Source organism: Streptomyces sp. CB01201, assembly GCF_002803085.1.
In the GTDB taxonomy this organism is placed as follows: Bacteria; Actinomycetota; Actinomycetes; order Streptomycetales; family Streptomycetaceae; genus Streptomyces; species Streptomyces hundungensis.
In genome coordinates, this window is record NZ_NNBJ01000001.1 from 646,705 (window position 1) to 669,750 (window position 23,046).

21 protein-coding genes are annotated in these 23,046 nt (G+C 71.9%); 11 read left to right on the top strand and 10 right to left on the bottom strand.

Annotation, left to right across the window (positions count from 1 at the left end):
• Positions 1 to 126: 126 nt before the first annotated feature.
• Both CG740_RS02925 and CG740_RS02930 read right to left on the bottom strand, forming a co-directional pair.
• The gene (locus CG740_RS02925) at positions 127 to 561 is read right to left on the bottom strand and encodes an OsmC family protein (RefSeq protein ID WP_100573260.1); all 435 of its coding nucleotides are present in this window, start codon (positions 559 to 561) and stop codon (positions 127 to 129) included.
• 76 nt (positions 562 to 637) lie between these two features.
• On the bottom strand, positions 638 to 1,333 hold the full coding sequence (locus CG740_RS02930) for a DUF899 domain-containing protein (protein WP_100573261.1): 696 nt from the start codon (positions 1,331 to 1,333) through the stop codon (positions 638 to 640).
• A 246-nt stretch (positions 1,334 to 1,579) separates the two neighbouring features.
• On the opposite strand from CG740_RS02930, the gene CG740_RS39520 reads away from it, so the two are divergent.
• From CG740_RS39520 to CG740_RS02955, 6 genes are all read left to right on the top strand, one after another.
• On the top strand, positions 1,580 to 1,723 hold the full coding sequence (locus CG740_RS39520) for a hypothetical protein (RefSeq protein ID WP_159030202.1): 144 nt from the start codon (positions 1,580 to 1,582) through the stop codon (positions 1,721 to 1,723).
• Positions 1,724 to 1,983: 260 nt separating this feature from the next.
• Complete coding sequence (locus CG740_RS02935; RefSeq protein ID WP_442802794.1) at positions 1,984 to 2,664, top strand: dienelactone hydrolase family protein; 681 nt, start codon at positions 1,984 to 1,986, stop codon at positions 2,662 to 2,664.
• A gap of 294 nt (positions 2,665 to 2,958) precedes the next feature.
• Entirely contained in the window at positions 2,959 to 3,549 is a 591-nt protein-coding gene (locus CG740_RS02940; protein WP_100573263.1) for a fasciclin domain-containing protein, read from the top strand.
• 266 nt (positions 3,550 to 3,815) lie between these two features.
• Positions 3,816 to 5,597, top strand: coding sequence for a redoxin domain-containing protein (locus tag CG740_RS02945; protein ID WP_100573264.1), 1,782 nt, complete (start codon positions 3,816 to 3,818; stop codon positions 5,595 to 5,597).
• A 251-nt stretch (positions 5,598 to 5,848) separates the two neighbouring features.
• Positions 5,849 to 7,732, top strand: a complete 1,884-nt coding sequence (locus CG740_RS02950) for a glycoside hydrolase family 9 protein (protein WP_100573265.1) — start codon at positions 5,849 to 5,851, stop codon at positions 7,730 to 7,732.
• A 138-nt stretch (positions 7,733 to 7,870) separates the two neighbouring features.
• A complete protein-coding gene (locus CG740_RS02955) occupies positions 7,871 to 10,639 on the top strand; it encodes a helix-turn-helix transcriptional regulator (RefSeq protein ID WP_100573266.1) in 2,769 nt (922 codons plus the stop codon).
• A 38-nt stretch (positions 10,640 to 10,677) separates the two neighbouring features.
• Here CG740_RS02955 and CG740_RS02960 read toward each other — a convergent pair whose 3' ends face one another.
• The gene (locus CG740_RS02960) at positions 10,678 to 12,093 is read right to left on the bottom strand and encodes a putative Ig domain-containing protein (protein ID WP_159030203.1); all 1,416 of its coding nucleotides are present in this window, start codon (positions 12,091 to 12,093) and stop codon (positions 10,678 to 10,680) included.
• A gap of 178 nt (positions 12,094 to 12,271) precedes the next feature.
• On the opposite strand from CG740_RS02960, the gene CG740_RS02965 reads away from it, so the two are divergent.
• On the top strand, positions 12,272 to 13,039 hold the full coding sequence (locus CG740_RS02965) for an SDR family NAD(P)-dependent oxidoreductase (protein ID WP_100573268.1): 768 nt from the start codon (positions 12,272 to 12,274) through the stop codon (positions 13,037 to 13,039).
• Between the two features lie 59 nt (positions 13,040 to 13,098).
• Here the strand turns inward: CG740_RS02965 and CG740_RS02970 are convergent, their stop codons facing one another.
• From CG740_RS02970 to CG740_RS02990, 6 genes are all read right to left on the bottom strand, one after another.
• Complete coding sequence (locus CG740_RS02970; RefSeq protein WP_159030204.1) at positions 13,099 to 13,902, bottom strand: aKG-HExxH-type peptide beta-hydroxylase; 804 nt, start codon at positions 13,900 to 13,902, stop codon at positions 13,099 to 13,101.
• A 149-nt stretch (positions 13,903 to 14,051) separates the two neighbouring features.
• Entirely contained in the window at positions 14,052 to 15,008 is a 957-nt protein-coding gene (locus CG740_RS02975) for a JmjC domain-containing protein (protein WP_100573270.1), read from the bottom strand.
• Positions 14,986 to 16,245: an MFS transporter gene (locus CG740_RS02980; protein ID WP_159030205.1), complete on the bottom strand. Its 1,260-nt coding sequence runs from the start codon at positions 16,243 to 16,245 to the stop codon at positions 14,986 to 14,988. The genes CG740_RS02975 and CG740_RS02980 overlap by 23 nt, the downstream gene beginning before the upstream one ends.
• A gap of 35 nt (positions 16,246 to 16,280) precedes the next feature.
• Positions 16,281 to 17,423, bottom strand: a complete 1,143-nt coding sequence (locus tag CG740_RS02985) for a hypothetical protein (protein ID WP_159030206.1) — start codon at positions 17,421 to 17,423, stop codon at positions 16,281 to 16,283.
• A 98-nt stretch (positions 17,424 to 17,521) separates the two neighbouring features.
• On the bottom strand, positions 17,522 to 17,692 hold the full coding sequence (locus CG740_RS39525) for a hypothetical protein (RefSeq protein WP_159030207.1): 171 nt from the start codon (positions 17,690 to 17,692) through the stop codon (positions 17,522 to 17,524).
• A gap of 143 nt (positions 17,693 to 17,835) precedes the next feature.
• Positions 17,836 to 18,192, bottom strand: a complete 357-nt coding sequence (locus tag CG740_RS02990) for a LysR substrate-binding domain-containing protein (RefSeq protein WP_159030208.1) — start codon at positions 18,190 to 18,192, stop codon at positions 17,836 to 17,838.
• An 8-nt stretch (positions 18,193 to 18,200) separates the two neighbouring features.
• Between CG740_RS02990 and CG740_RS02995 the strand changes: the two genes are divergently transcribed.
• The 4 genes from CG740_RS02995 (at position 18,201) to CG740_RS03010 (ending at position 21,933) form a co-directional block, all read left to right on the top strand.
• A complete protein-coding gene (locus CG740_RS02995) occupies positions 18,201 to 18,986 on the top strand; it encodes an alpha/beta fold hydrolase (RefSeq protein WP_100573274.1) in 786 nt (261 codons plus the stop codon).
• On the top strand, positions 18,983 to 19,909 hold the full coding sequence (locus tag CG740_RS03000; protein WP_100573275.1) for an AMP-binding protein: 927 nt from the start codon (positions 18,983 to 18,985) through the stop codon (positions 19,907 to 19,909). The genes CG740_RS02995 and CG740_RS03000 overlap by 4 nt, the downstream gene beginning before the upstream one ends.
• Before the next feature lie 102 nt (positions 19,910 to 20,011).
• A complete protein-coding gene (locus tag CG740_RS03005) occupies positions 20,012 to 20,830 on the top strand; it encodes a phytanoyl-CoA dioxygenase family protein (protein ID WP_100573276.1) in 819 nt (272 codons plus the stop codon).
• Complete coding sequence (locus tag CG740_RS03010; RefSeq protein ID WP_100573277.1) at positions 20,827 to 21,933, top strand: zinc-binding dehydrogenase; 1,107 nt, start codon at positions 20,827 to 20,829, stop codon at positions 21,931 to 21,933. Before CG740_RS03005 ends, CG740_RS03010 begins: the two co-directional genes overlap by 4 nt.
• A gap of 144 nt (positions 21,934 to 22,077) precedes the next feature.
• Here the strand turns inward: CG740_RS03010 and CG740_RS03015 are convergent, their stop codons facing one another.
• The gene (locus tag CG740_RS03015; protein ID WP_100573278.1) at positions 22,078 to 22,899 is read right to left on the bottom strand and encodes a helix-turn-helix domain-containing protein; all 822 of its coding nucleotides are present in this window, start codon (positions 22,897 to 22,899) and stop codon (positions 22,078 to 22,080) included.
• Between the last annotated feature and the right edge of the window lie 147 nt (positions 22,900 to 23,046).

The following is a 23,046-nucleotide window of genomic DNA, read 5'->3' on the forward strand; positions in this document are numbered from 1 at the left end:
TTGAGGGTGCGGGCCCAACCTCCTTACGGCGCAGCTCTGTTGAGGGCTCTGTTGAGGGTGCGGGCCCAACCTCCTTACGGCACAGCTCTGTTGAGGGCCCGGGTTCGCCGCCTCGGCAGGTCGGGCTCAGGCGCCCGTGTCGGAGACGGTCGCGCTGACCGGTGTGCCCGCCTCGATCGTGCGGCTGACGGTGCACAGGCGGTCGTGCGAGGTCTTCACGGCGCGGGGGAGGATCGCCCGGGCGCGATCCCCGGACGGCCCTTCCGGGAAGGTGACGGAGAAGGTGACGTCGAGGTCGGACATCCGGTTGCCGCCCTCGTCCTCGACCTTGTTGCCCGTAACGGTGACGGTGAACGTCGCCGGATCGGTGTGACGGCTCGTGGCGACCTCGACGTCCGCCGCGGTGCAGCCGCCGATCGCCGCGAGGAAGAGCTCGACCGGGGTGAAGTCGGTGCCCGAGCCGGTGCCGAAGTCCAGCGTGCCTCCGCGGGCGTTGGTCGCGGTGAACCGGCCGGGGCCGGATCGTTCGATGGTGAGGGAGCGGAGCGAATCGTCAGTCATGGCGACGACGGTAACCGCGGGCCCACAGCGACGGACGGAGCCCCGCCGCATCACGGCGGGGTCCGCGCCCGCGGCCTCAGGCGCCGGGCGCGTCCGGACCGTAGGCCGCCGCGATGTCCTGGGAACCGGCCCACTTGCTGTAGGTGGGCGACTGGGGCCAGTCCTCGGGGGAGTTCTGCCACTCCTCCTGGCGGCCGTAGGGGAGCGCATCGATGAGGGAGAAGGTGTGGCCGAGCTGTTCGACGCCGCGGCCGGTGGTGTGCCAGGTGCGGTAGACGGTGTCACCGTCGCGCAGGAACACGTTGACGGCGAAGCCCCCTCCGGGCGGAGCGCCGACGTCCGCGCCGAACGGGCTGTTCGCCGTGGAGTACCAGTCCATCCTGTTGCCGACCAGGCGCTTGTACGCCAGAGCCTCGTCGATCGGCCCCTGGGTGACGATGACGAACCGGGCGTCGTAGGCGGCCAGGAATTCCATGCGGGTGAACTGCGAGGTGAATCCCGTACAGCCCGAGCACTGCCACTTCTTGCCGGGGAACCACATGTGGTTGTAGACGATGAGCTGGGGCCTGCCGTCGAAGACATCGGCGAGGCGGACCGGCCCCTGCTCCCCTTCGAGGGTGTAGTCGGGCATCTCCACCATCGGCAGGGCGCGACGCTGGGCGGCGATGGCGTCCAGCTGCCGGGTGGCGGCCTTCTCCTGTACGCGCAGCTCGTCGAGCCGGTGCTGCCAGGTCTCGGCATCGACGACGGGCGGCAGTGCCTGATCGGTCATGGGTTCCTCCGGAGTCTCGGTGGCGGTACGGCAGGGCGGTACGGCTCGTAGGCGTGGACCACTCCGATGTGTGGACCCCGCCCGGCCGCGTATCTCATCGCCGCCGCCGAACTCACTTGGCACTCATTCGGCGTTCATCGGCATCCATCGGCATGCGTTCGACACCGAACCGCACAGGGTGGCGCCAATCTGCCGGCCGGTCGGTGACGAACCACACGTGACCGATTGAGTTCCGGGGTGAAGGCGATGACGGACCAGGAGTTCGAGGCTCTGATGGCACAGGCGAAGGCGGCCGCCCGGCGGATCGGCTTTCCCGCGCCGCCGCCCCCCGAGGACGAGGACTACACACATCGCAGCCAGCACGCCGAATTCGGCGCCGCAGCGCATTGACGCCGTGTGCAGTACCGTCGGGCCCCCGTGGGCAGCCCTCCTCGCGAGTGCTGCCCACCGCCGGGACCGGCAACCAGCCCGTACGGGCCGCCCGCACATCCAGCCCCGCACCACCAGCCCTTGCGACAGGACCTGCGACAGGACCTGCGAAGGGCCCCTTCACGACCAGCTCCGTACGCCCGGCAGCAGAGAGGCAGCCCCGCCCGATGAGTCAGGTACCGCCCATGGACACCGACCCGCTCGCACCGGGGGGAGGTGCCGTGGGAAGGATCATCTGGAGGAGGTCACCGAGGGCGCTCGCCCGGCTGCTGTCCGGCGCCGACGCGGCGCCCGAGGCGGTCGTCCTCATCCTGCACGGCGGCCGCTCGGAGGCGCTGACCCCGCCGCCACGCCTCAACCTCCCCGCGGTCCGCATGCGCCCCTTCAGCTCGGAGATCGCCGGGGCGACCCGCGCCCGCCGCGTACTCGTGGGGGAGGTGCGCTATCGCTACCGCGGATGGAACGGGGCCCGTGGTGACGCCGCCCGGGACGCGCGCGAGGCCCTGGCGGAGGTGGGCCGCACGGTGGGCGACGGCGTCCCGGTGGTCCTGGTCGGGCACTCCATGGGCGGCCGGGCCGCCCTGCTCGTCGCCGGACATCCGCAGGTGCGAGGCGTGGTGGCCCTGGCCCCCTGGTGCCCGCCGGGCGAGCCGGTGGCCCATCTCGCGCACCGGCGGGTCGTGGTGCTGCACGACGAGAGTGACCGGGTGACGTCGGCCCGGCAGGCGTGGGCATTCCTCGACCGAGCGCGTAGGGCCGGGGCGACGACCGAGGCCATCAGCATGCCCAGCGGCGGTCATGCCATGGTGCGAGGCGCTCGCGCCTGGCATCGCACCACCACGGCCGCCGTGCTGGACATGCTCGAACTTCCGCCCGCACAGGGCGACTTGACGCCCCGCTGAGACGAGCGCCCACGCCGGGCCGATCGCCGGACCGGAAGGCCTTCCGGGGCTTTCGCATACACCCCGATACTCTCCGGCACGTCCCGGTGGCCCCCGGTGGCTCCCCGTATCTACTGATGGGTAGAAAAAAAGCCACATAAGGGGCAATCCGTAGCGACCCGCGCCTCGAATCAGGGGTATGGCGTGGGCTTCTCTCCGCCCGGTTACGTCCTCGGGCACGTGGCAGACAGCCGCGGGGAAGCCAGGATCCGTCCGCTCTTCCGGTCGCTTCCGCGTCATGGCCAAGGAGGAACCATGGACACCAGCCGTATTCGGCGCACAGTGCTCGCGGGCGCTGCCGCCGTCGTACTCCCTGCCTCGCTCATCGCCCTGGCCCCGGCGGCGTTCGCCGACAGCACTCCAGGCCCCTTCGGGACGGCCTGTGCGGGTGTGCCCAAGGGCGGTGCGGGCAGTTTCGCCGGTATGGCCAAGGACCCGGTCGCGACGGCCGCCTCCCACAACCCGGCCCTGTCCACTCTGGTCACCGCGGTGAAGAAGGCCGGTCTGGTGGACACCCTGAACAACGCGAAGAACATCACCGTCTTCGCACCCACCAACGACGCCTTCAACAAGATCCCGAAGGCTCAGCTGGACAAGGTGCTGAACGACAAGGCCATGCTGACCAAGATCCTCACGTACCACGTGGTGGGCCAGAAGGTCAGCCCCGACCAGCTGGCGAAGGGCAGTTTCAAGACCCTGGAGGGGAGCACCCTGAAGACCACGGGCTCCGGCACCTCGTACAAGGTCAACGCCAGCGCCTCCATCGTCTGCGGCAACGTCCCGACGGCGAATGCCACCGTCTACATCATCGACAGCGTGCTGATGCCTGGTATGCCCGGCATGTAGGGCGAGTAGGAGCCGAGCCGCCGCGCATCGCGGGAAGCTCCGCACTTCCACGTCCCCCAGCGCCCCGAACCGGGCCTGGGGGACGTCGGCGTGAGACGGACCGTCACCCGGTGTGGCTCCGGCAGCGATGACCGCCGCGGCGATCCTGATACGTGGTCGGACGTGGTCGGACGTGGTCCCCGGGCCAATCCGGCGGCGGCAGGGTGACGAATCAAGGGGGCAGGAGGTCGCGACAGCCGGCCTTCGTTTTCCGAGAGCGGGCCGCCATGTTGGTACTGATCCTGATCGGACTCCTGGGAGGGCTGATCACCGCGGTGTCGCCGTGCATCCTGCCGGTCCTGCCCGTCGTGTTCCTGGCGGGCGGCCCCGGGACGGACGCCGCGCCCCGCCCCGGCGGAGCGAAGGCCGAGGCGCCGGCGGAGGGTGTCGCCGGGGCCGCGAGCACCCTCGTGGCGGACCCCGATGCGGCTCCCCGGCGTACGCGCAACCGGCGGCCCTACGCGGTGGTCGCGGGCCTGGTGCTCAGCTTCAGCTTCTTCACGCTGCTCGGCGTCACCCTGCTCTCGGCCCTCGGGCTGCCGCAGGACATCCTGCGCTACATCGGGCTGGCCCTGCTGGTGCTGATCGGGTTCGGGCTCATCTTCCCGCCCATCGAGCGTCTCCTGGAGAAGCCGTTCGCCCGTCTTCCGCAGCGGCAGGTCAACAAGGACGGCAGCGCGTTCGTCCTCGGCCTCGGACTAGGTCTGCTGTACGTGCCGTGCGCGGGACCGGTGCTCGCGGCCATCACCGTCGCCGGCGCGCGCGGCCGGATCAGCGTCGAAATCGTCGCCCTGACGCTCTCGTTCGCCGTCGGCACGGCCATTCCCCTGCTCGCTTTCGCCCTGGCCGGGCGCCGCGTGGCGGAACGCGTCGCCGCGTTCCGCACCCGGGCCCGCAAGCTGCGCATCGGTGCCGGCGTGCTGATGGTCCTGCTCGCCTTCGCCCTGGCGTTCAACATCACGGACGCCATCCAGCGCGCCCTGCCCGACTACACGTCGGCGGCGCAGAAGAAGATCGAGGACAGCGACACGGCCCGCCAGCAGCTGTCCGGGCTCTACGACAACTCCAACAAGGAGCTGTCCCGCTGCGAGGACGGGGTCGACCAACTGCGCTCCTGCGGCAGGGCCCCCGCCATCGACGGCATCGCCAAGTGGCTCAACACCCCCGGTGGAGCGCCGATCGACCTCGCGGCCCAGCGCGGCAAGGTCGTACTGATCGACTTCTGGACCTACTCCTGCATCAACTGCCAGCGCAGCCTGCCGCACATCGAGGCGTGGAACGCCGCGTACAAGGCGTACGGGCTCGAAGTGATCGGCGTGCACTCACCGGAGTTCCCCTTCGAGAAGGACGCGGGCAATGTCGCCAGCCAGGCCAAGAAGCTCGGCGTGACGTACCCGGTCGCCCTCGACAACAAGCTGACCACCTGGGACAACTACCGCAACCGCTTCTGGCCCGCCAAATACCTCATCGACTCCAACGGAACGGTGCGCTACTTCAAGTTCGGCGAGGGCCAGTACGACCAGACCGAGAACCTGATCCGCACCCTCCTCCAGCAGGCGAACCCGAAAATCCAACTGCCCCCGAAGACCGGCCAGAAGGCCGACGTCCTGACCGCGGACCGCACCCCGGAGACGTACCTCAGTAATCTGCGCATCCAGGGCTACGTCGGAACCGCGCTCGTCGACGACAAGCCGGCCACCTACCACTTCCCGTCGGTGATCCCGCTCAACAGCCTTTCCCTGGACGGGACGTGGACCGCCGGATACGACCACTTCACCGCCGGTGACAACGCGCGGCTCGCCTTCACCTACCGGGCCAAGAACGTCAACCTGGTCCTGGGCGGCGACGGGCCCGTGACGGTCCTCGTCAACGGCAAGGTCACCAAGACCATCCAGGTGCACGGCACGCCCTCCCTGTACGCCCTGGTCAACGACGACAAGCCCGCCCAGGCGAAACTCGAACTCCGCGTCGCCCCGGGAGTGGAGGGCTACGCCTTCACCTTCGGATAGCCGAGAGCCGCGGCGGCCGGTGCGGGCATCGAGGTGGATGCCCGCACCGCTCGCGGTCGTCCGCCGTCGCACGGGGCGGCGAAGTCACGCGTTCGGGGCGCCCGTAGGCTGGCAGCGGCAGCCGCGGTGCGGAAGCCGGCCCGTCGGCGGAGCACCCGCCCGGCAAGCAAGGGCCATGTCCGCCAGTCAAGACCCCGTCCGGCAGTCCAGTGCGTGCCGGCCGGCCAAGAGAAGGCAGTAGTCAGCCCCCGATGTCTCCGCGCCTGCCACGCCCCCGCGTTCTCGCCCTCGCTCTCGTGCTCTGCCTCGGCGCCGGGGGAGCCGCCTGGTACGCGCTGCCCGAGCACGACAACGGCCCGGGACCCGTCGCCATCCGGGTCGACCAGGGCGGCTACGCCGGCGCGGAGCCCAAGACGGCCTTCGCGATGGGGCCGCGGGACAAGCTGGCAGGCGCGCACTTCGAAGTGGTCGACGAGGCCGGGCGGGCGGTACTCGACGGCGCTCCCGGGCCCAGTACGGGAGCCTGGAACCGGGCGTACGACACCGTACGGCCCCTCGACCTGTCCGCCCTCAGCAAGCCCGGCACCTACCGGCTGCGCCTGACCGGCAGCGTCGACGCCGTCTCGCCCCGGTTCACCGTGGCGCCGGCCGGCCGGCTCATGCAGAACCTGGCGGCCGACAACGTCCGCTTCTTCCAGGCGCAGCGCGACGGCGCCGACATCGTCCCGGGCGAACTGGGCCGCAAACCCTCCCACCTCGCGGACCGCTCGGCGCAGGTGTACGCCACGCCCCACTACAACGACGACGGCACCCGGCTGACCGCCCCGCTGCGGCGGACCGGGCAGTCCGTCGATGTGTCGGGAGGGTGGTTCGACGCGGGGGACTACCTGAAGTTCACCCACACCGCGTCCTACGCCACCGACGAACTGCTGCTCGCGCAAAGGGCGTTGCCCGACACCCCCGGGCTGGCGGCCGAGGCCCGGCACGGCCTGTCCTGGCTCGACAAGATGTGGGACGGCCGCACCCGTACGCTCTACGCGCAGGTCGGCCTGGGCGCCGGCGACAAGAAGCTGCACGGCGACCACGATGTGTGGCGCCTGCCGGAGGCGGACGACGCCCGGCAGGCGCAGGACGGCGACGCCGACCAACTGGTCGCACTCCGCCCCGTCTTCCGCGCCAACCAGCCCGGCGCGCCCATCAGCCCGAACCTGGCGGGCCGGGTCGCGGCCGCCTTCGCGCTGGCCGCACAGATCGACGCGGCCCGGGACCCGGCCGGCGCCCGGCAGTGGCTGGACAAGGCCGCCGCCGTCTACGGCCAGGCCGACACGCACCACCCCCGCCGGCTGGTGACCACCTTCCCGCACGCCTTCTACAGCGAGGAATCCTGGCAGGACGACATGGAGTTCGGCGCGGTCGAACTCGCCCTCGCAGCACAACAGTTGCGGGATGGCAGGGCCGAGCAGTGGCACACGCAGGCCGGCACCTGGGCGCGCGCCTACCTGTCCTCGGGCAATCCCGGCACGCTCGACGTCTCCGACGTGAGCGCGCTCGCCCATGCGGACCTGCTGCGCCTGGGCCCCTCGGCCGCGGTCGCCGCCGACCTGCGCAGGCAGCTCGCCGACGGTGAACGCCGCGCCATGAAGGACCCCTTCCGCGCAGGAGCGGTCTACACGGACTTCGACGCCGTGCCGCACACCTTCGGCCTCGTGGCCACGGCCGCCCTCTACGCCAAGGCCACCGGCGACCACCACTTCGACGCGTTCGCCGCGCAGCAGCGGGGCTGGGCGCTCGGCGCCAACGCCTGGGGGACGAGCTTCATGATCGGCACCGGCGAGGTGTTCCCGCACTGCCCGGCCCATCAGGTGGCCAACCTGGCGGGCAGTCTCACCGGCCGGGGCGCGCTGTTGCGGGGCGCGGTCGTCAACGGGCCCAACGGGGCCAAGAAGCTCTCCGGCGACGACGAGACCCTGGAAGCGACGCGCGCATGTGCGGCGGGGGGAGCCGAGTGGAAGCGCTTCGACGGCAAGGGCGCCCGGTACGTCGACCAGGTGGGGGCCTGGCAGACGGTCGAGCCCGCCGACGACTTCGGTTCGACGGCGCTCCTGGCCTTCGCCCTGTCCGGCACCACGGCATGACGTCCGGCGGGCCGCGGCGGACGACCGGGTGAAACGTCCGGCGGGGCAAAGGGGAGGGTGACGAGCGGGCGCAGGGGAGGGTGACGAGGTCGCGGCACGACGCTTGTTGGCGCCGCGGACGCGCCCTACGGTGACGCCATGACCTCGGACCGCGGCGCCAGCCCCATGCCCGTAGCAGCTACGAGGGCGGCAGGCGCGAGGGCGGCCGACCGGGCCGAGCGGCTACTGGGCTCGGACGGACGGTTGGTGGTCCACGGCCCCTGGGGGTCGGGAAAGTCCGTGGTGCTCTCGGAGCTGGCCCGCCGAGCCGTCGGGGACGGTGTGCCGGTGCTGCGGGTGGCTGCCGCTCCCGGGGACCGGGACCTCGCGCATGCCGCGCTCGCCACCCTGTTCGTCGTCCGGCCGCCGGGGATGGCCGAGGCCGTGGTGGAAGACAAGCGCGGAGCCCTCGCCGCCGCCATCGGAGGAGTGGGGCCCGGTGGCGCGGCCGGGCACCCGCTGGCGGTTCGTCTCGCCCTGACGGACCTCTTCGCCTCCCTGGCGCGGGACGGTTCTGCGCTCCTGCTGATCGACGACGCGCAGTGGCTCGACGTGGCCGGTGCCGAGGCGCTCGGGCACTCCCTGCGGGCCGCGGCGTCCGAACGGTTGAGAGTCGTCGTCGCCGAGCGCGGATGTCGCGAGACGCCGCTCGCCGGCCGGCTGTGCGGCGACCACGCGGTACGGCTGCCACTCGAACCACTCACCGTCGACGACGTGGCGGACGTGCTCAACTCCCATGCCCTGCCCACTGGTTGGGCCTCACGGGTCCATCAGTACACCGGGGGCAACCCGGCATTGGTGCGGGCGATGGCCATCGGGCAGCTGCGTCAGCGACCGGATCCCCGGGGCCGCGTCGCACCCTCGGTGCCGGACACGGCGCGCGCCGCCGCCGAGATCTGGCTGGGCACCGTGGGCCCCGGGCCGCGGGCGACACTCCTGACCGCCGCCCTGGCACACCGCCCGACCCCCGCCCTGCTGCGCCGGGCCGGATGCGCGGATGCCACCGAGCGACAGCTGGCCGAAGCGCGCAACGCCGGGATCGTACGGATCGAGCCGACGGGCGTCGTCGAGTTCGCGGCGCCGGCGCTGCGGGACGCGGCCGCGCACACCGTGAGGCGCTCCGACTCGGCCGCCGCCCATCGGGCGCTGGCCGCGGCGGCGGACGACCCGGTGCGTGCCGTCCGCCACCGTCTGCTGGCCTCGGACGCCTTCGACCGCACCCTCGCGGAGTCGGGGGAGTCGGCCGCGCGGCAGGCCGGTTCGCGCGGCGAGCGGACACTGGCCGCGGAGCTCCTGCTGCTGTCCGCCGATCGCACCCCCGCCGGACACCGCGCGGACCGCATGCGCCGCCTCGCGACGGCAGCCTCGCACGCGGCGGCGAGCGGCAGCTTCGACCTGGCCGTGCGGGTCGCCGACGCGGTGCGAGCCGCCGGGGCGGGCCGGGTGGAACAGGTCGCGGCACTCCTCGCGGTGATCGACGCGGGCGGTCAGGCCATGGGGGAACTGGACGACATCATCGCGCGGGCCCGGGAACGCGCGGGCGAGGACCCCGCACTCCTTGCGGCCGTCCAACTCCGGGTCGCCGTACGGACGAACCTCTGCGACGGGCTGCCGGGCAGCGCTCGCGCCGCCGCCGACCGTGCGGTGCGGATGGCCCGCAACGGCGGCGACCTCGCACTCGAAGCCGCGGCCCTGTCCATGCGCGCCCGTATGGAGCGGATCACCGGGCACCCCGGCTCCACCCGGACCCTGGCCACCGCGCTCGCCCTCGCGGTGCCGGCCGAACGGGTCGGCATCCGGAACAGCCCGCAGTACCTGGCCGCCCGGCACGCCGTGTTCGACGACCGGCTCGGCGCCGCCCGCGAGGCGCTGCTGCGGCTGCTGCCGCTCGCCGAGCGCACCGGCGACGCGGAGGACCTGCAAGAGGTGCTGCGCAGCCTGGCCGAGGTCGACGCGCGCTCGGGGGCGTGCGTACAGGCACTGGAGTGGGGCGAGCGGGCCCTGAGCCAGTGCGCCGGAGCGGGCCTTTCGCCGGGGCCCGCCTCCTATACGGCGGCCCTCGTCCAGAGCGCCGGGGGAAGCTTCGCCGAGGCCGCCGCGCACGCCGCGCGGGGCGTGCGCGTCTCGCGGGAGGAACGCGACCTGGTCTTCACCTCGCGCAACCTGTTCGCGCTGGGGACCGTACGCCTGATCACCGGGCGTCTGACCCAGGCGGCCGAGGCCCTGCGCGAGGTGGCCGCCCTCGAAGCGGAACAACAGGTGCGCGACGCGACCGCACTGCGCTGGCAGCCCGAGCTGATCGAGACGCTGGTGGGTCTGGGGCGACTGGACGAGGCCCGGGCCCTGCTGGCACGGGTGCGGCGGGCCATGGGTTCCGCCGCGCTGAGCACCGGCGCGGGCGCGGCGCTGGCCAGGGCCGAGGCCACGTACCGCGACCGGACCGGCGAACCGGACACGGCCCGTGCGCTGCTGGACACCTCGCTCGTCCAATTCCGCGCCCTGGGGCTCCAGGTGGAGGAGGGGCGCACCCTCCTCCACCTGGCCCGCCTCGAACGCGGACGGCGTCGGCAGGCCGCCGCACGGGCGGCGGCGCAGCGCGCCCACGCTCTGTTCGCCCGCATCCACGCCCGCCCCTGGGTCGCCCTCCTGAGCGCTCCCGCCGCCTCCGCGGCCGGCCCGCTGACCGAGGCGGAGGCCGCACTCGCGACGATCGTGGCCGAGGGGGCGACCAACCAGGAAGCCGCGAACCGCCTGCACCTGTCGGTGAAGACGGTCGAGGCCGTGCTGAGCCGCGTCTACCGCAAGCTCGCCGTCCGGTCGCGGACCGAACTGGGGCCCGCCCTAAGGAGGTTGGACCCTTCGCACTGAGGTGGGGCGGCCGCTGCGGGCGCCACCGCGCGCTCGGCTCAGGTGACGGTCCACTGGAAGGACGTGCTGCCGCGCGTGCCGTTGGCCTCGGTCGCGGTCACGGTGACCGTGCTCGTGCCCCGGGCGGTCGGCGTGCCGGAGACCAGTCCGGTCCTCGCGTTGACGCTCACGCCCGCGGGCAGTCCGGTGGCGGCGAAGGTCAGGGCGCCGCCGTCACTCGCCTTCGCCTGAATCGTGAAGGAGAAGATCCAGTAACCGACCCAACTCGACTGATTGCCGGGGCTGTTGACGGTGACCGTGCCGCTGCCGCCCGCCGGGTTCACCGTCCACTTGAAGGACGCGCTGCCCGCGGCCTTCGACTGGTCGGTGGCCGTCACGGTGACCTGGTAGGTGCCGGCCGCCGTGGGCGTGCCGGAGATCAGACCGGTGGCGGAGTCGATGGCGAGGCCCGCGGGAAGCCCGGTCGCGGTGTAGGTCAAGGTGGCTCCGGGGGTGGTGTCCGTGGCTGCCACCTGGAGGCGGGCGGGGCTCGCGACCGTGCCCGTCTGGTCACCGGGGTTGGCCACGGTCACGGCGCCACCGGGCGCGCCGCCGGTGGCGAGCCGCACACCCAGGTCGCTCAGCGCGTTGGTGACCGGGTAGAAGCTGCTCACGGTGTCACTGCCGCCGCTCACCACACCGAGCGCCGTCGAGCCGTCGTACAGACCGCCGCCACTGTCGCCGGACTGGGTGAGGTTCCCGGTCTGGATCAGATGGTTGACCACCACACCGTTGTCGTACGTGACGGTCTGGTCGACCGCGTTGACCGTGCCGCAGGTGGTGCCGGACGTCGCCCCGTTCTTGCACACGCTCTCGCCGACGCGTGCCGTGCCGACCTTGGTGAACGTGGTGGTGTCGGGGGTGAGTGCGTTGGTCACGAGGCTCGCGTCGGTGCCGTTCGGGCCGACCTTCACGGTCTTGCCGATGAAGTCGCCGGCGGGCGTCTGCCAGCCGTTGGCGGCCTTGCAGTGACCGGCCGTCAGCACGTAGTTGCTCTGCCCGTCCGTGACGTTGAAGCCGATGGAGCACCAACTGCCGGTGTTACCGACCACTTGGAGTTTGTCGCCGGTGTGGGTGGTGCTCTGCTGCACCATCCTGCCCCTGGTGTGCTCGACGCGGACCGAACCGCCCAGGGCGGTCGCCTTCGCCAGCAGCCGTTCCAGGTCCGGGCCGTGCGCCGCATCGCTGACGGTGAGGACCACCTGCCCGGCCGCCGGGTCGAGTCCGTAGGCCGTGTTCGGTACGGCGGGCAGGGCGGCCAGTTCGGACCTGGCCACCTCCGACCGTGCCAGGGGGGCGGCCGGTCGCGCGGGGGCGTCGGAGCCCTGGGCCGCGAAGGCCGGCGGCACGGACAGCACCGCGGCGGCGGCAGCCACACACAGGGCGGCGGCGCCGGCTCGTCTGGATATGTTCATTCCACACCTCTCGAAGGTCGGGGAGAGCGGTGCGGACATACTCGATCCGCCCTGGAGTGCGCGGCATCGGGGAAATCCCTTGTCCTTGGCGGCGACGGGGCGAGGGGCCGGGTGCCCGGCCCGCGCGACGGGAGGAAGAATGGACCGGCAAGGATCCATCCACGACGGGAGTTCTGCCATGAATCCGCGCGCCACCGGCCGCCGCGTCCTGGTCAGCGGGGCCTCACGGGGCCTCGGCCGTGCCGTCTGCCAGGCCTTCGCCGCCAACGGTGACCGGGTCGCCGTGCACTACGGCTCGCGCGCGGACGAGGCGAAGGCGACGCTGGAGTCCCTGGAGGGGGAGGGGCACGGGCTGGTCGGGGGCGACCTGTCCGACCCTGCGGGGGCGGCGGCCGTGGAGTCGGCTGCCGCCGAACTGCTCGGCGGTATCGACGTGTTGGTGAACAACGCCGCCGTGAACCTGCCCCATCCGCTCGCCGAGACCTCGTACGAGGAGTGGGTGGACGTGTGGCAGCGGCACGTCACGGTGAATCTGCTGGGTACGGCCCATCTGAGCTATCTCGCGGGGCGCCGGATGATCGCGCAGGGGACGGGCGGCCGGATCGTCAACATCGGTTCGCGCGGCGCGTTCAAGGGCGAGCCCGACCATCCCGCGTACGGCGCCACGAAGGCGGCCGTGCACGCGCTCGGCCAGTCCCTCGCCGTCTCGCTGGCCCCGCACGGGATCGGCGTCGCCTCCGTCGCCCCCGGCTTCTTCGACACCGAACGGGTGGCGCCCCGCCTGGACGGCGCCGAGGGCGCGGCGATCCGGGCGCAGAGCCCGTTCGGCCGGGTCGGTTCGGCACCGGAGATCGCGACGGCCGTGCTGTGGCTGGCCTCACCCGAGGCCGAGTGGGCGTCGGGGGCGGTCCTCGACCTGAACGGGGCGTCCTACCTGCGTACGTGACGCAGGGCGCGGAACGGCGGGTGGCGCCTGACCTCCGCCCGCACCTGGTCTGGTCCTCGTCAGCCGCCCCGAGCGTCCGTCAGTTCCCGTTCCCATGTGAGCAGATCGTCGAAGTAGGAGCGGCCCCGGTCGGTCCACTCCGCGATCGGTTTCAGCGCCTCCACGGTGCGGTGCAGGCGCTCCAGCGCGTTGTCGCGCCGCTCACGGACCTCCGGCGGCGCGGCCTCCTGCGCCGCCCATCGGGTGAGCCCGTACGCCATGCGCGCGAGGACGTGTGCGGCGTGCACGGCGCCCGCGACCGGCCTGGGTTCGGGGCGCAGTGAGTGGGTCACCAGGGTGTCGCCGTTGAGCAGGAACGTCTCGAAGGTGTTGCGCAGGTAGAGGGAGTGATGGCCGGTTTCGTGCAGGAGCGCCTCGAACGCGGCGGGGGTGCTCTGGATGCTTTCCGTGCCGAGGTAGATGGCGCCGAAGGTCTGGCGAAGCGTGCCCGAACGGAAGGGCCCGGCCCGGACGTACACGATGACGCGGATCAACAGATCCATTTCGAGTACGGCCTCCGGCCATACTCTGCGCAGGATTTCCCGGGCCGATGCGACATGCCCGGTCGCCTCCGCCATGTCCGGGGCGCCGAACCGGTCCGCACCCGCACCGGTGAGGCGCTGGACGTCCGCCAGGAGTTCCTCGATGCCATGGCGGCACCAATCGGGGCACGGGTGAGTTCCGCCTTCGATGTGTTCCAGGGCGGGCATCAGTACGCCGGGCGTCTGGCGGCGCAGCAGATCGGCGACACGCTCGCGGGCCGCCGCGGTTTCGGCGGGGTGGGCGGGGCCGCTTCCGGCGGGTGCCCTCGTCGCTTCCCACACCAGGCCGGGGTGCAGGCAGGAGGGTTTCTCCCCCGTTGGCAGCAGGGGGGAGAGGCGCTGGGAAACCGCGTGCTGGTGGCTTCGCGTCAGGCTCGCGGTCCCGGCCGGCGTCATGGCGACCCGGACCGTTTCATCGCGCCCCGGGTCCCTCACTTGTCACCGGGATTCGACTCCACCGCCAGCACCTCGGCGAGCGATACGGATTCCGACCTGGTGAGTTCCTGCTCCCGTGCCTGGAGACGGCGCAGGATCAGCGCGGAAATCATCTCGTCGCCCAGGCCGTCCAGCGCACGTGAGACGTCCTCCCGTACCTCCTGCCAGATGGCCTTAGACTGGCGGTTCAACGCGTCGGACCTGGCCGGCAGGCGGCCCCGCATCGACACGGTCCGCTCGGCGACGAGGTCCAGCACGTCGTGCAGGACATCGACCCAGTGGTCCTCCACGCCGTCGGAGAACGTGATGTGAACCGAGCCGTCGTCCCCGGTGATCCCCTCGTGGTAATAGCCGCGGGGCAGGTAGAGACAGTCGCCGGGGTGCAGGACGATCTCCTGGGACAGGGGGGTCTCCGGTGTGTCCCCGGGCTTGGAGCGCTTGATGGGCCATTGCTTGGGCGGCTCGTGAAGCCGCCATGTCTTGGAGCCGGCCAGTTGGCGTATGAAGACGCTGGCCATGTCGTAGTGCACGGGGGCGCCTTGGGCGCGGGGCGGTGTCAAGAACGCGTTGGCCGCGACGGGACATCCGATGTCGTCGGCCAACTCCGCGCAGAAGGACGCCACTTCCGGGCAGTACGTGGACATCGCCTGGAAGACGAGCGTCGCCCCCGCCCGCATCTCCGACACCACGTGCTGCGGATCCGCCAACCCGGACAGTACCCGGCGCTCGTCGGCGCCCCCCTTGGTCTTGGCGGTGCGCCGCACGCCTATGTCCTCGCCGTGGCGCCACAGCCTGACGTATGGAGTGCGCAGCCCTCGGTCGAAGAGGAGCCGCTGCGCGATCTCCGTGGAGAACGCATGGCCCAGCCCGGCCAGGTTCCGGCTCACATACGGCTTCTTGTCCCGAATGGACGCCAGCATGGACGGGTCGTCAAGAACTAGTTCTACTGCCATCCTCGGCTACCTCCGTATTCCCGACAGCTGTTGGTTCTTCCTGATCCTGATGGAACGCACGCATCCCGGGCACGGCCAGCACCGCGGCGGAGGCGCCGAGTTGCACCACCGCGGCCACGACAAGGACGGTGGTGCGGCCCAGCGCGTCCGCCAGAGGTCCCACGACGGCCAGGCCGATCGGCAGCAGAGCGAGGCTGCACAGCCAGTCGACCGAGGTCACGCGGCCGAGTAGGGCCGGCGGGAACTGGCGCTGTAGCGCGGTTTGCAGAAGGACGTTGAACGGCATCATCGCGAGTCCTGCCACGGCGTACCCGCCGACCACCCACCAGAGGGAGAAGGGGGTGAGCAGGACGAGCGGAACGGCGGCGAAGAGCGCGTTGAAGACGAGCGCACTCGTGCCGGGCCGCTTCAGCGGAATGCGCCCGACCACGATCGTGCCGACCAGACCGCTCAGGCTGAACATCGCGATCACCAGGCCGTATGCGGTGGGGCCCGCGAACTTCTCCTGCGTGATGACCGGCAGCAGCACCATGTGCGGTGCGACGACGAACATGGTCTGCAACGCGGTCATGACAAGAATGGCCGACACCCAGCGAATCCGGCGAACCGCCGCCAGGCCCTCCTTGGTCTCGGCGACGACGGAGGAACGGGACCTGGGCCGTTCCCGCCTCGGCTCGGTGACCAGGAGGACGCACACCAGACTGACCAGGAACGTGGCCGCGTTGATGCCGAACGCCCACCGGGTTCCGGCGGTCGCCACGATCACACCGGCGAGCGCGGGGCCCACCACGGCCGCGCCGCTGTCCAGGGCTCCGCGCCAGGCGTTCGCGCTGAGCAGCCGCTCTTCGGGGACGATCGCAGGCACCAGTCCGCCGAACGCGGGACGGAAGAACGCCTCGCCGCTGCCGACCAGGAAGGTCAGGGCGGCGAGTTGGAGCGTCCCGGTGTCGAACCTCCCCGCCAGGGCCGCGGTGATCGCCACCAACCGGAACGCGTCGGCCAGGATCATCGCCCTGCGCCGGGGCACGCGGTCCGCCCAGACACCCCCGAGGAGTGCGAACAGGACCGTGGCGAGGATGCGGCCGCCGATCACCATGCCGACGTCACCGGCATCACCGCCGGCCTCGATCACCCTGAGGGACACAGCGATGGTGAAGAGCTGGTCCCCGACGGAGCTGACGGCCTGCCCGGCCCAGAGGAACCGGAAGTCCCGCAGCCCGATGGCGCTTTCGGCCATGCCTGCGGACAGTTTCTTGCTCAGCGTGCGCGCACTCATCCGATCGGAGCCCCCGGAGCCCCCGCGGCTGGATCGGCCAACTGGCCGTAGCCGAACCCGCAGCAGTCGCCCGTGATGTCCTCGTCCCGCACGAGCGCGGGATGCTCGTCCCCGGTCAACGGGAAGTCGGCCAGGTCGATCGGCGAGGGCTCGTCGTCGACGAACACCTCGGCGCCATCGGTGATGAGGTCGAGGTGCACCTTCTCCTCGTAGTCGACCGCGGAGCGGTCCTGGTTGTGCTGGCCGAACCCGATGTGCACGCCGACGCGCCGCTCGTTGATGTGCGAGTTGGCGGGGATGAACCGGCCGATTCCCCTGTTGGTGCCGAAGCCCAGCTCACCGACCCGGGTGCCGTTGGGCTGCTTGAAGCAGAGTTCCACCAGTTCGCGGACGTCGGCGCCGGCGCACTCGACGTGCGTGGCACGCCCGTCGGTGATGTCGACCGTCAGGGGGTGGGCTGCCAGCCGGGTGTCGATCCGTGTGATGACGTTGCAATTCAGCGCGCCGTCGGCCACCAGGCGGCCGTCGATGCGGGCCGGGTACGTGGCGATCTCGCCCGCGGGGAGAATGGTGAAGCCGCCGGGCCGCCACACTCCGCGGTTGCTGATCCAGTCGAATCGGTCCGCATCGAGAGTGATCCGGAGATCGGTACCGCCACGCGTGCGGATCCGGAGATTGCGCGCCCGGGTCAGCCGCGTCAACAGCGCGGCGTTGCGCGCACTGAGTTCCTCCGGCCCGAGGTTGAGGGCCTGCTCGAAGAACTCACGCGACGCGCTGATGATGCGTACCACCATGCACCGATCACCACCGACCCGCTGTAGCACGTCGGCGAGGGGCCCGAAGTGGGACATCGTGTCCCGTTCGAGCGTAAGGACGACGAGCCGACCGGAGTGGGAATCGGCCTCCGCGACCGCGGTGTTCAGGCGCTGGGCGAACTCGTAGTCCACGAGCGGGCGCATACCCACGACCTGCGTGCGGAGGTTGCGTTGCCTCAGCCCTGCCACCAGCCAGGCGGCCGCCTCCCGGCTGTCCGGGGAGAAGGCGACGATGCAGTGATCGTCGGGGGAGACGCCGACGTACCGGTCAAGGAGGGAATCCACGCCGGCCTGGAGTTCGGGGCCGGTCTGCAAGACGCTCAAGATGCTTCTTCTCCCATGGCCTGTGATCGCTTCCATCGGTGTTCCAGCCGCAGGAACGTCCTGCGGCTGGAACACCCGATAATGCCGGTCAGGAGCGATCAGGTGGCGACGAACCACGCCATCAGGGGCCCTTCGTCGCCACTGCCCACCGGCTCAAGAACCGCGTCCGACTCGGCAGCGGAGAGTTCGCGCAGGGCGTCCTCCACCAGCGATTCGTAAGACGGTGCTTCCACAGTGGTGCCCGTTGCAGGGGCAGGATTCAGTGCCATCTTGACTCCTCTCAGACAACAGTGATCGCTCGACCGTAAGGAGCGTGACTGGGCCATGTCAATGAAGCGTCGTGGCCAACTGCCGCCATCCTGGGCCGACTTGAAGATCGTCGATGGCGGACCGGGAGCCGGGAGGCGGCCTCCTAGGAGGCCCCCAGCTCGTCGGCCGCCCGCCAGGCGTGGTGGGCGAAGCGGGCGGCCTGGGGGTGGGCGCCGTGCGAGGGGTGGGCGAGGTAGGCGGGGACCGGGGGTGCTCCGGTCAGCGGGACCAGGCGGACGAAGGGGTGTGTGTAGCGGCGGGCGGCGGCGACCGGCGCGGTGCCCACGCCGAGGCCGACGGCCACCTGCTCCAGCCACTCGTCGAAGTTGCGGCACTCGGCGCCGACCTCGGGACGGCTTCCGTCCGGCCACATGTCGGGGAACGTGGTGCCGCTCACCGTGTTGATGATCAGGGGGAGTCCGGCCAGCTCCGCCCAGTCCAGCTCGGTGCGCTCGGCCAACTGCCAGCTTGCGGGGACTGCCGCGATGCGGGGCTCGTGGTCCTGTCGAACACGTCCTCATCGACGGCCGCCCGGACCTGGCGCCGCTGGTCTTCCTGCACGGCGGACTCGGTTGCGTCGCCGCATGGGGCCGCTTTCCCGCCCGACTCGCCGCCGCCACCGGGCGCCGCGCCCTGGTCTACTCCCGGCACGGCCACGGCGGCAGCGGACCCGACCCGCTGCCCCGCACCCCGCGCTACATGCACGAGCACGCCCAGGACCTGTTGCCGGGGCTGCTCGATGCCCTCGGACTGCACCGCCCCGTCCTCGTGGGCCACAGCGACGGCGCCTCGATCGCGCTGCTGCACGCCTCGGTGCGTCCGGTGGCGGCCGTCGTCGGCATGGGTCCGCACCTGTACTTCGAGGAGGAGAACCGCCTCGGCATCGAAGCCGCCCGCGCCTCCTACGAGGCCGGTCCGCTCGCCAAGAAGCTGGCCCTGGTGCACGACGACCCCCGGGGCGTCTTCGACCGGTGGTCCGGAGTCTGGCTCTCGCCCGGTTTCCGCGACTGGGACATCGAGGGCGATCTGGACGTCACCGCGCCGGTGTTGATGATCCAGGGCGACGCGGACGAATACGGCTCCCTCGGCCAGCTCGACGCCGCCGCCCGCGCGGTGCGCGGCCCGTTCCGGCGCCTGGTGCCCGAAGGCTGCGACCACTACCCGTACCTGGTCTGCCCCGACCTCGTCATCGAGTCCGTCGGCGACTTCCTCGACGCGCACGTCGGCGCCCCCGCCGCGGAGGCCGTCCGATGACCGCTCCCGCGCACGCCGCGACGACCGCACCGGCGGCCACGGAGAACCCCGTACGCCTCGACGCACTCCTGGCCCGCTCCGCCCGCCTCCACCCCGGGCGCCCCGCGCTCGAAGGCGCCGGTGAAAGCTGGACGTACGCCCAACTCGACCACGCTGTAGAGGTGTTGGCCGCCCGGCTGAGTTCCGACGGGCTCGCCCCGGGCGACCGGGTCGGCGTCTACGCCCCCAAGACCCCGGCCACCGTCATCGCCCTGTACGCGGCTCTGCGGGCCGGTGCGGTGGCAGCGCCCCTGGACGTGGCCGACCCGCCGGAACGCACCGCCCGCATGATCCGCAACGCCGGCCTGTCGCAGCTGCTCACCAGCGACCGCGCCCTGGCCGGGGCGCACCGCGCCGCCGTCCGGGCCCGCGACGGCGCCCCGGCCGAGGGCGAGGCCCTCGACCACGGCCTGCACCGACTGCGCGTCCTGGCCCCCGACGAGCGGCCCGGTCCGCTGCCCGCACCCACCGACCGCGGCGGCTACATCCTGTTCACCTCCGGCTCCACCGGCTGGCCCAAGGGCGTCCTGCTCTCGCACGGCAACGTCGCCCACTACGCTCTGTGGGCCGCCCGTGAGTTCGGGCTCACCCCCGAGGACCGGATCGGTTCCCAGGCCGCCCTCACCTTCGACCTGACCACCTTCGACCTGTTCAGCGCCGCCGCCGCCGGTTCCTGCACGGTCTTGATGCCGGACCTGTTGCGCGCCTTCCCGCGCGATGTCGTCGGCTGGCTGACCGAGCAGCGCATCACCCACTTCGTGGCCGTGCCCTCGCTCTACCACGGCATGCTCCAGCAGGGCGGCATCGCCGACTCCCCGCCGAGGCACCTGCGCCTCGCCGCCTTCGGCGGGGAGGCGTTCGCCCCCGAAGTCCTGGAGCGCTAGCTGGAGTTGCTCGACGGCGTCCCCTTCTGCGACCTGTACGGCCCCACCCCACCCGCACACGCATCGACACACCACACCCCACATCCTCAGGAGAAGAAACCCATGCGACTGACCCGGCACCAGGTCGACCAGTACCACGACCAGGGATTCCTGACGCTGGAAGCCCTCCTCGACCCCCGCGAGGTGGACACGCTGCGGGCGGCCCTCGACCGGGACGTCAAGACCCCCGGCCCCCAACTGGTGACCGAGGACGGCGGCACGGAGGTGCGCGCGGTCTACTCCTCGCACCAGCGCCAACCCGAATACGCCGGCCTGGTCCGCGACCCCCGCATCCTGCCGGCCGTCCAGCAGCTGCTCACGGACGACGTCTACATCTACCAGTTCAAGATCAACGCCAAGCCGGCCTTCGGCGGCGACAAGTGGGCCTGGCACCAGGACTACCTGGCCTGGCGCCTCGCCGACGGGCTTCCCGCCCCGCGGCAGACCAGCATCGGTGTCTTCCTGGACGACGTCACAGAATTCAACGGCCCCGTCATCTTCCTGCCGGGCTCGCACCGCGACGGACTCGTCCGCGAGGGCCGTTCGGCCAGCGCCAAGTCCGACCAGCACCTCGACCCCGACGACATCTCGCTGACCCCGCAGCAGCTCGCCACACTCGTCGACCGGCACGGCATGACCAGTCCCAAGGGGCCGGCCGGCTCCGTGGTGCTGTTCTCGCCGGAGATCGTGCACGGTTCGGCACCCAACATGTCGCCGTTCGCCCGCCGTCTGCTGATCGCCACCTACAACGACACGGCCAACCTGCCGCGGCCCGCCGGCGCCCCGCGTCCGGACTACGTCGTGTGCCGCGACACCGAGCCGCTGCGCCCCCTGGACGCGCCCTTCTCCGCGGCGCTCGCGCTGCGTACGGTGACGTCATGACGCCCCGCACCGGACGTGCCGTCGTCCTGGAGGAGTTCAACGCCCCATTGAAACTACGGGAGTTCGCGCTGCCCCCGGCCCCGGACGGCGGCATGATCGTCGCGTGTGGCTACGGCGGGGTGTGCGGCACCGATCTGCACTTGCGGCAGGGGCACCTCGACATCCCGGTCCCGCTCGTCCTCGGCCATGAAGGCCTGGGCGTCATAGAGGAGTTGGGCGCCGGTACGCACCGCGACGCCACCGGAGCGCCGCTCGCGGCCGGTGACACGGTGATGTGGGCGTCCTCCATCGCCTGCGGTGTCTGCCCGCCCTGCCGGCTGCACCGCGAACCGACCCTGTGCGAGCAACGCCGCACCTACGGCGTCAACCGTGCCGTCGACAGTGGTCCGGAGCTCTCCGGAGCGTGGGCCGACCACATCGTGCTCCAGCCCGGCACCGCCGTCATCAAGGTGCCCGACGGCATCGACCCGCTCGCCGCCATGTCGCTGGCCTGCGCCGGGCCCACCGTGGCCCACGCCCTCTACGAGCGGCGGCCGGTGCGGCTGGGCGAGAGCGTGGTGGTGCAGGGCAGCGGCCCGGTCGGCCTCGCGGCGGCCGCGTTCGCGCAACTGGCGGGCGCCTCCCGGGTCATCGTCGTCGGCGGCCCGGCCGGTCGGCTCGACCTGGCTGCCGCCGCCGGCATCGGCGACATCCACCTGGACATCGCCGACGCCGACGACCCCGAGGAGATCCTGCGCGAGGTACGGGCGGCCACCGGCGGGGACGGCGCCGACCTGGTCATCGAGTGCGCCGGGGTGCCGGCCGCGGTCGGGCAGGGTCTCACCCTCGCCCGCCGGGGCGGCAGCTACCTCATCATCGGCCAGTACACGGACGCCGGGGACACCCTGATCAACCCGCACCAGATCGTCCACCGGCAGCTGGACGTCGTCGGCTCCTGGGCCTTCACCGGCGCCCATCTCGTCGAATACGTCCGCCTGCTGCCCGCCCTCACCACCCGGTTCGACCTGGCGAGCCTGGTGACCCGGTTCCCCCTGGAACAGCACACCGAAGCGCTCGGCGCGGTCGCCGAAGGGTCGGTGATGAAGGCGGTGCTCACCTCCTGACACCCACCCCGCAGTGCCCACTTCCCGAGGCACCGGCCCGCGCGATGTGACGGTGACCGGTGAAGGCGACGGCCCGACAGCAGCCCACCGGCGCGGTCGGGCCGTCACCGCTGCCCGCGCGCGGCCGCCCCGTGACGCACCGGCTCACCCGACCAGCAACCCCAGCGCCGACTCCGTCGCGCGGTCGTCAGGAAGGTAGGCGAGCAGATGGTGGCCCGGCTCGTCGACCGCGGCGAGCTTGACGTACCGCAGACGCAGATCACCGGCGACCGGATGCCGGAAGTGACGTACGGCGGGATGGAAGGCCGAGGTCTCCCGGTCGCCGTACCAACGCGCCGCATCCGGGTCGGCAAGCAGCTCCGCGGTGATCTCGGCATACCGGCCGTCCTGCGGATGCCGGGCCGCCTTCGCCCGGAACTGGCCCAGCAGGCTCCGCGCCTCATGCTCCCAACTGGCCAGCAGCGTACGGGCGGGCGGCCAGCGGAACACCAGCCACAGCAGATTGCGCTGCTTGGGCGCCAGCCGCGCCAGATCGGTGAGCAGTGCCGTGTACCCGGAGTTCCAGGCCAGCAGGTCCCAGTGCGGGTCGAGCACCACGGCCGGGTTCGGCGCAAGCGACTCCACCAGGGACAGCAGGTTGCGCGACACCCACCCCGGCGGCTGCTTTGCCGGCGCGGCGTGGGCCACGAAGGACATCACATGCGCGGTCTCGTCCGCGTCGAGGTGCAGCGCCCGGGCCACCGACCGGAGCACCTGCTCCGACGTACGCACACGCCCCTGCTCCAGCCACGCGTACCAGGAACTGCTGATGCCGGCCAGCGCCGCGACCTCCGCGCGCCGCAGCCCAGGGGTACGACGCCGCGGTGAACCGGGCAGCCCCACATCGGCCGGGGCCAGCCGCTCCCGCCGAGAGCGCAGGAACGCGCCCAACTCGCGGTCCGGGCCGTTGGCTCCTCCGCCGCTCATGCTCCCTCCCCCTCGCACCGCGGACTACCTCCCGGGGGGCGTGCGACATGCCCCCAGGGTGTGAGCAAGGGTAATCGGCTGGGGCCCCGCCTCGATCGCCGCCGGTGGTGAGCTGGAGCTGCCGGTTCGTCAGGACCGGCAGGCACG

Bases quoted from the DNA above. Each gene is read 5' to 3' on its own strand.
- CG740_RS02960 (WP_159030203.1), bottom strand. From the start codon at position 12,093: ATGAACATATCCAGACGAGCCGGCGCCGCCGCCCTGTGTGTGGCTGCC.
- CG740_RS03005 (WP_100573276.1), top strand. From the start codon at position 20,012: ATGCGACTGACCCGGCACCAGGTCGACCAGTACCACGACCAGGGATTC.
- CG740_RS02955 (WP_100573266.1), top strand. From the start codon at position 7,871: ATGACCTCGGACCGCGGCGCCAGCCCCATGCCCGTAGCAGCTACGAGG.
- CG740_RS02975 (WP_100573270.1), bottom strand. From the start codon at position 15,008: ATGGCAGTAGAACTAGTTCTTGACGACCCGTCCATGCTGGCGTCCATT.
- CG740_RS03000 (WP_100573275.1), top strand. From the start codon at position 18,983: ATGACCGCTCCCGCGCACGCCGCGACGACCGCACCGGCGGCCACGGAG.
- CG740_RS03015 (WP_100573278.1), bottom strand. From the start codon at position 22,899: ATGAGCGGCGGAGGAGCCAACGGCCCGGACCGCGAGTTGGGCGCGTTC.
- CG740_RS02980 (WP_159030205.1), bottom strand. From the start codon at position 16,245: ATGGCCGAAAGCGCCATCGGGCTGCGGGACTTCCGGTTCCTCTGGGCC.
- CG740_RS02965 (WP_100573268.1), top strand. From the start codon at position 12,272: ATGAATCCGCGCGCCACCGGCCGCCGCGTCCTGGTCAGCGGGGCCTCA.
- CG740_RS39525 (WP_159030207.1), bottom strand. From the start codon at position 17,692: ATGGCACTGAATCCTGCCCCTGCAACGGGCACCACTGTGGAAGCACCG.
- CG740_RS03010 (WP_100573277.1), top strand. From the start codon at position 20,827: ATGACGCCCCGCACCGGACGTGCCGTCGTCCTGGAGGAGTTCAACGCC.
- CG740_RS02950 (WP_100573265.1), top strand. From the start codon at position 5,849: ATGTCTCCGCGCCTGCCACGCCCCCGCGTTCTCGCCCTCGCTCTCGTG.
- CG740_RS39520 (WP_159030202.1), top strand. From the start codon at position 1,580: ATGACGGACCAGGAGTTCGAGGCTCTGATGGCACAGGCGAAGGCGGCC.
- CG740_RS02925 (WP_100573260.1), bottom strand. From the start codon at position 561: ATGACTGACGATTCGCTCCGCTCCCTCACCATCGAACGATCCGGCCCC.
- CG740_RS02930 (WP_100573261.1), bottom strand. From the start codon at position 1,333: ATGACCGATCAGGCACTGCCGCCCGTCGTCGATGCCGAGACCTGGCAG.
- CG740_RS02945 (WP_100573264.1), top strand. From the start codon at position 3,816: ATGTTGGTACTGATCCTGATCGGACTCCTGGGAGGGCTGATCACCGCG.
- CG740_RS02940 (WP_100573263.1), top strand. From the start codon at position 2,959: ATGGACACCAGCCGTATTCGGCGCACAGTGCTCGCGGGCGCTGCCGCC.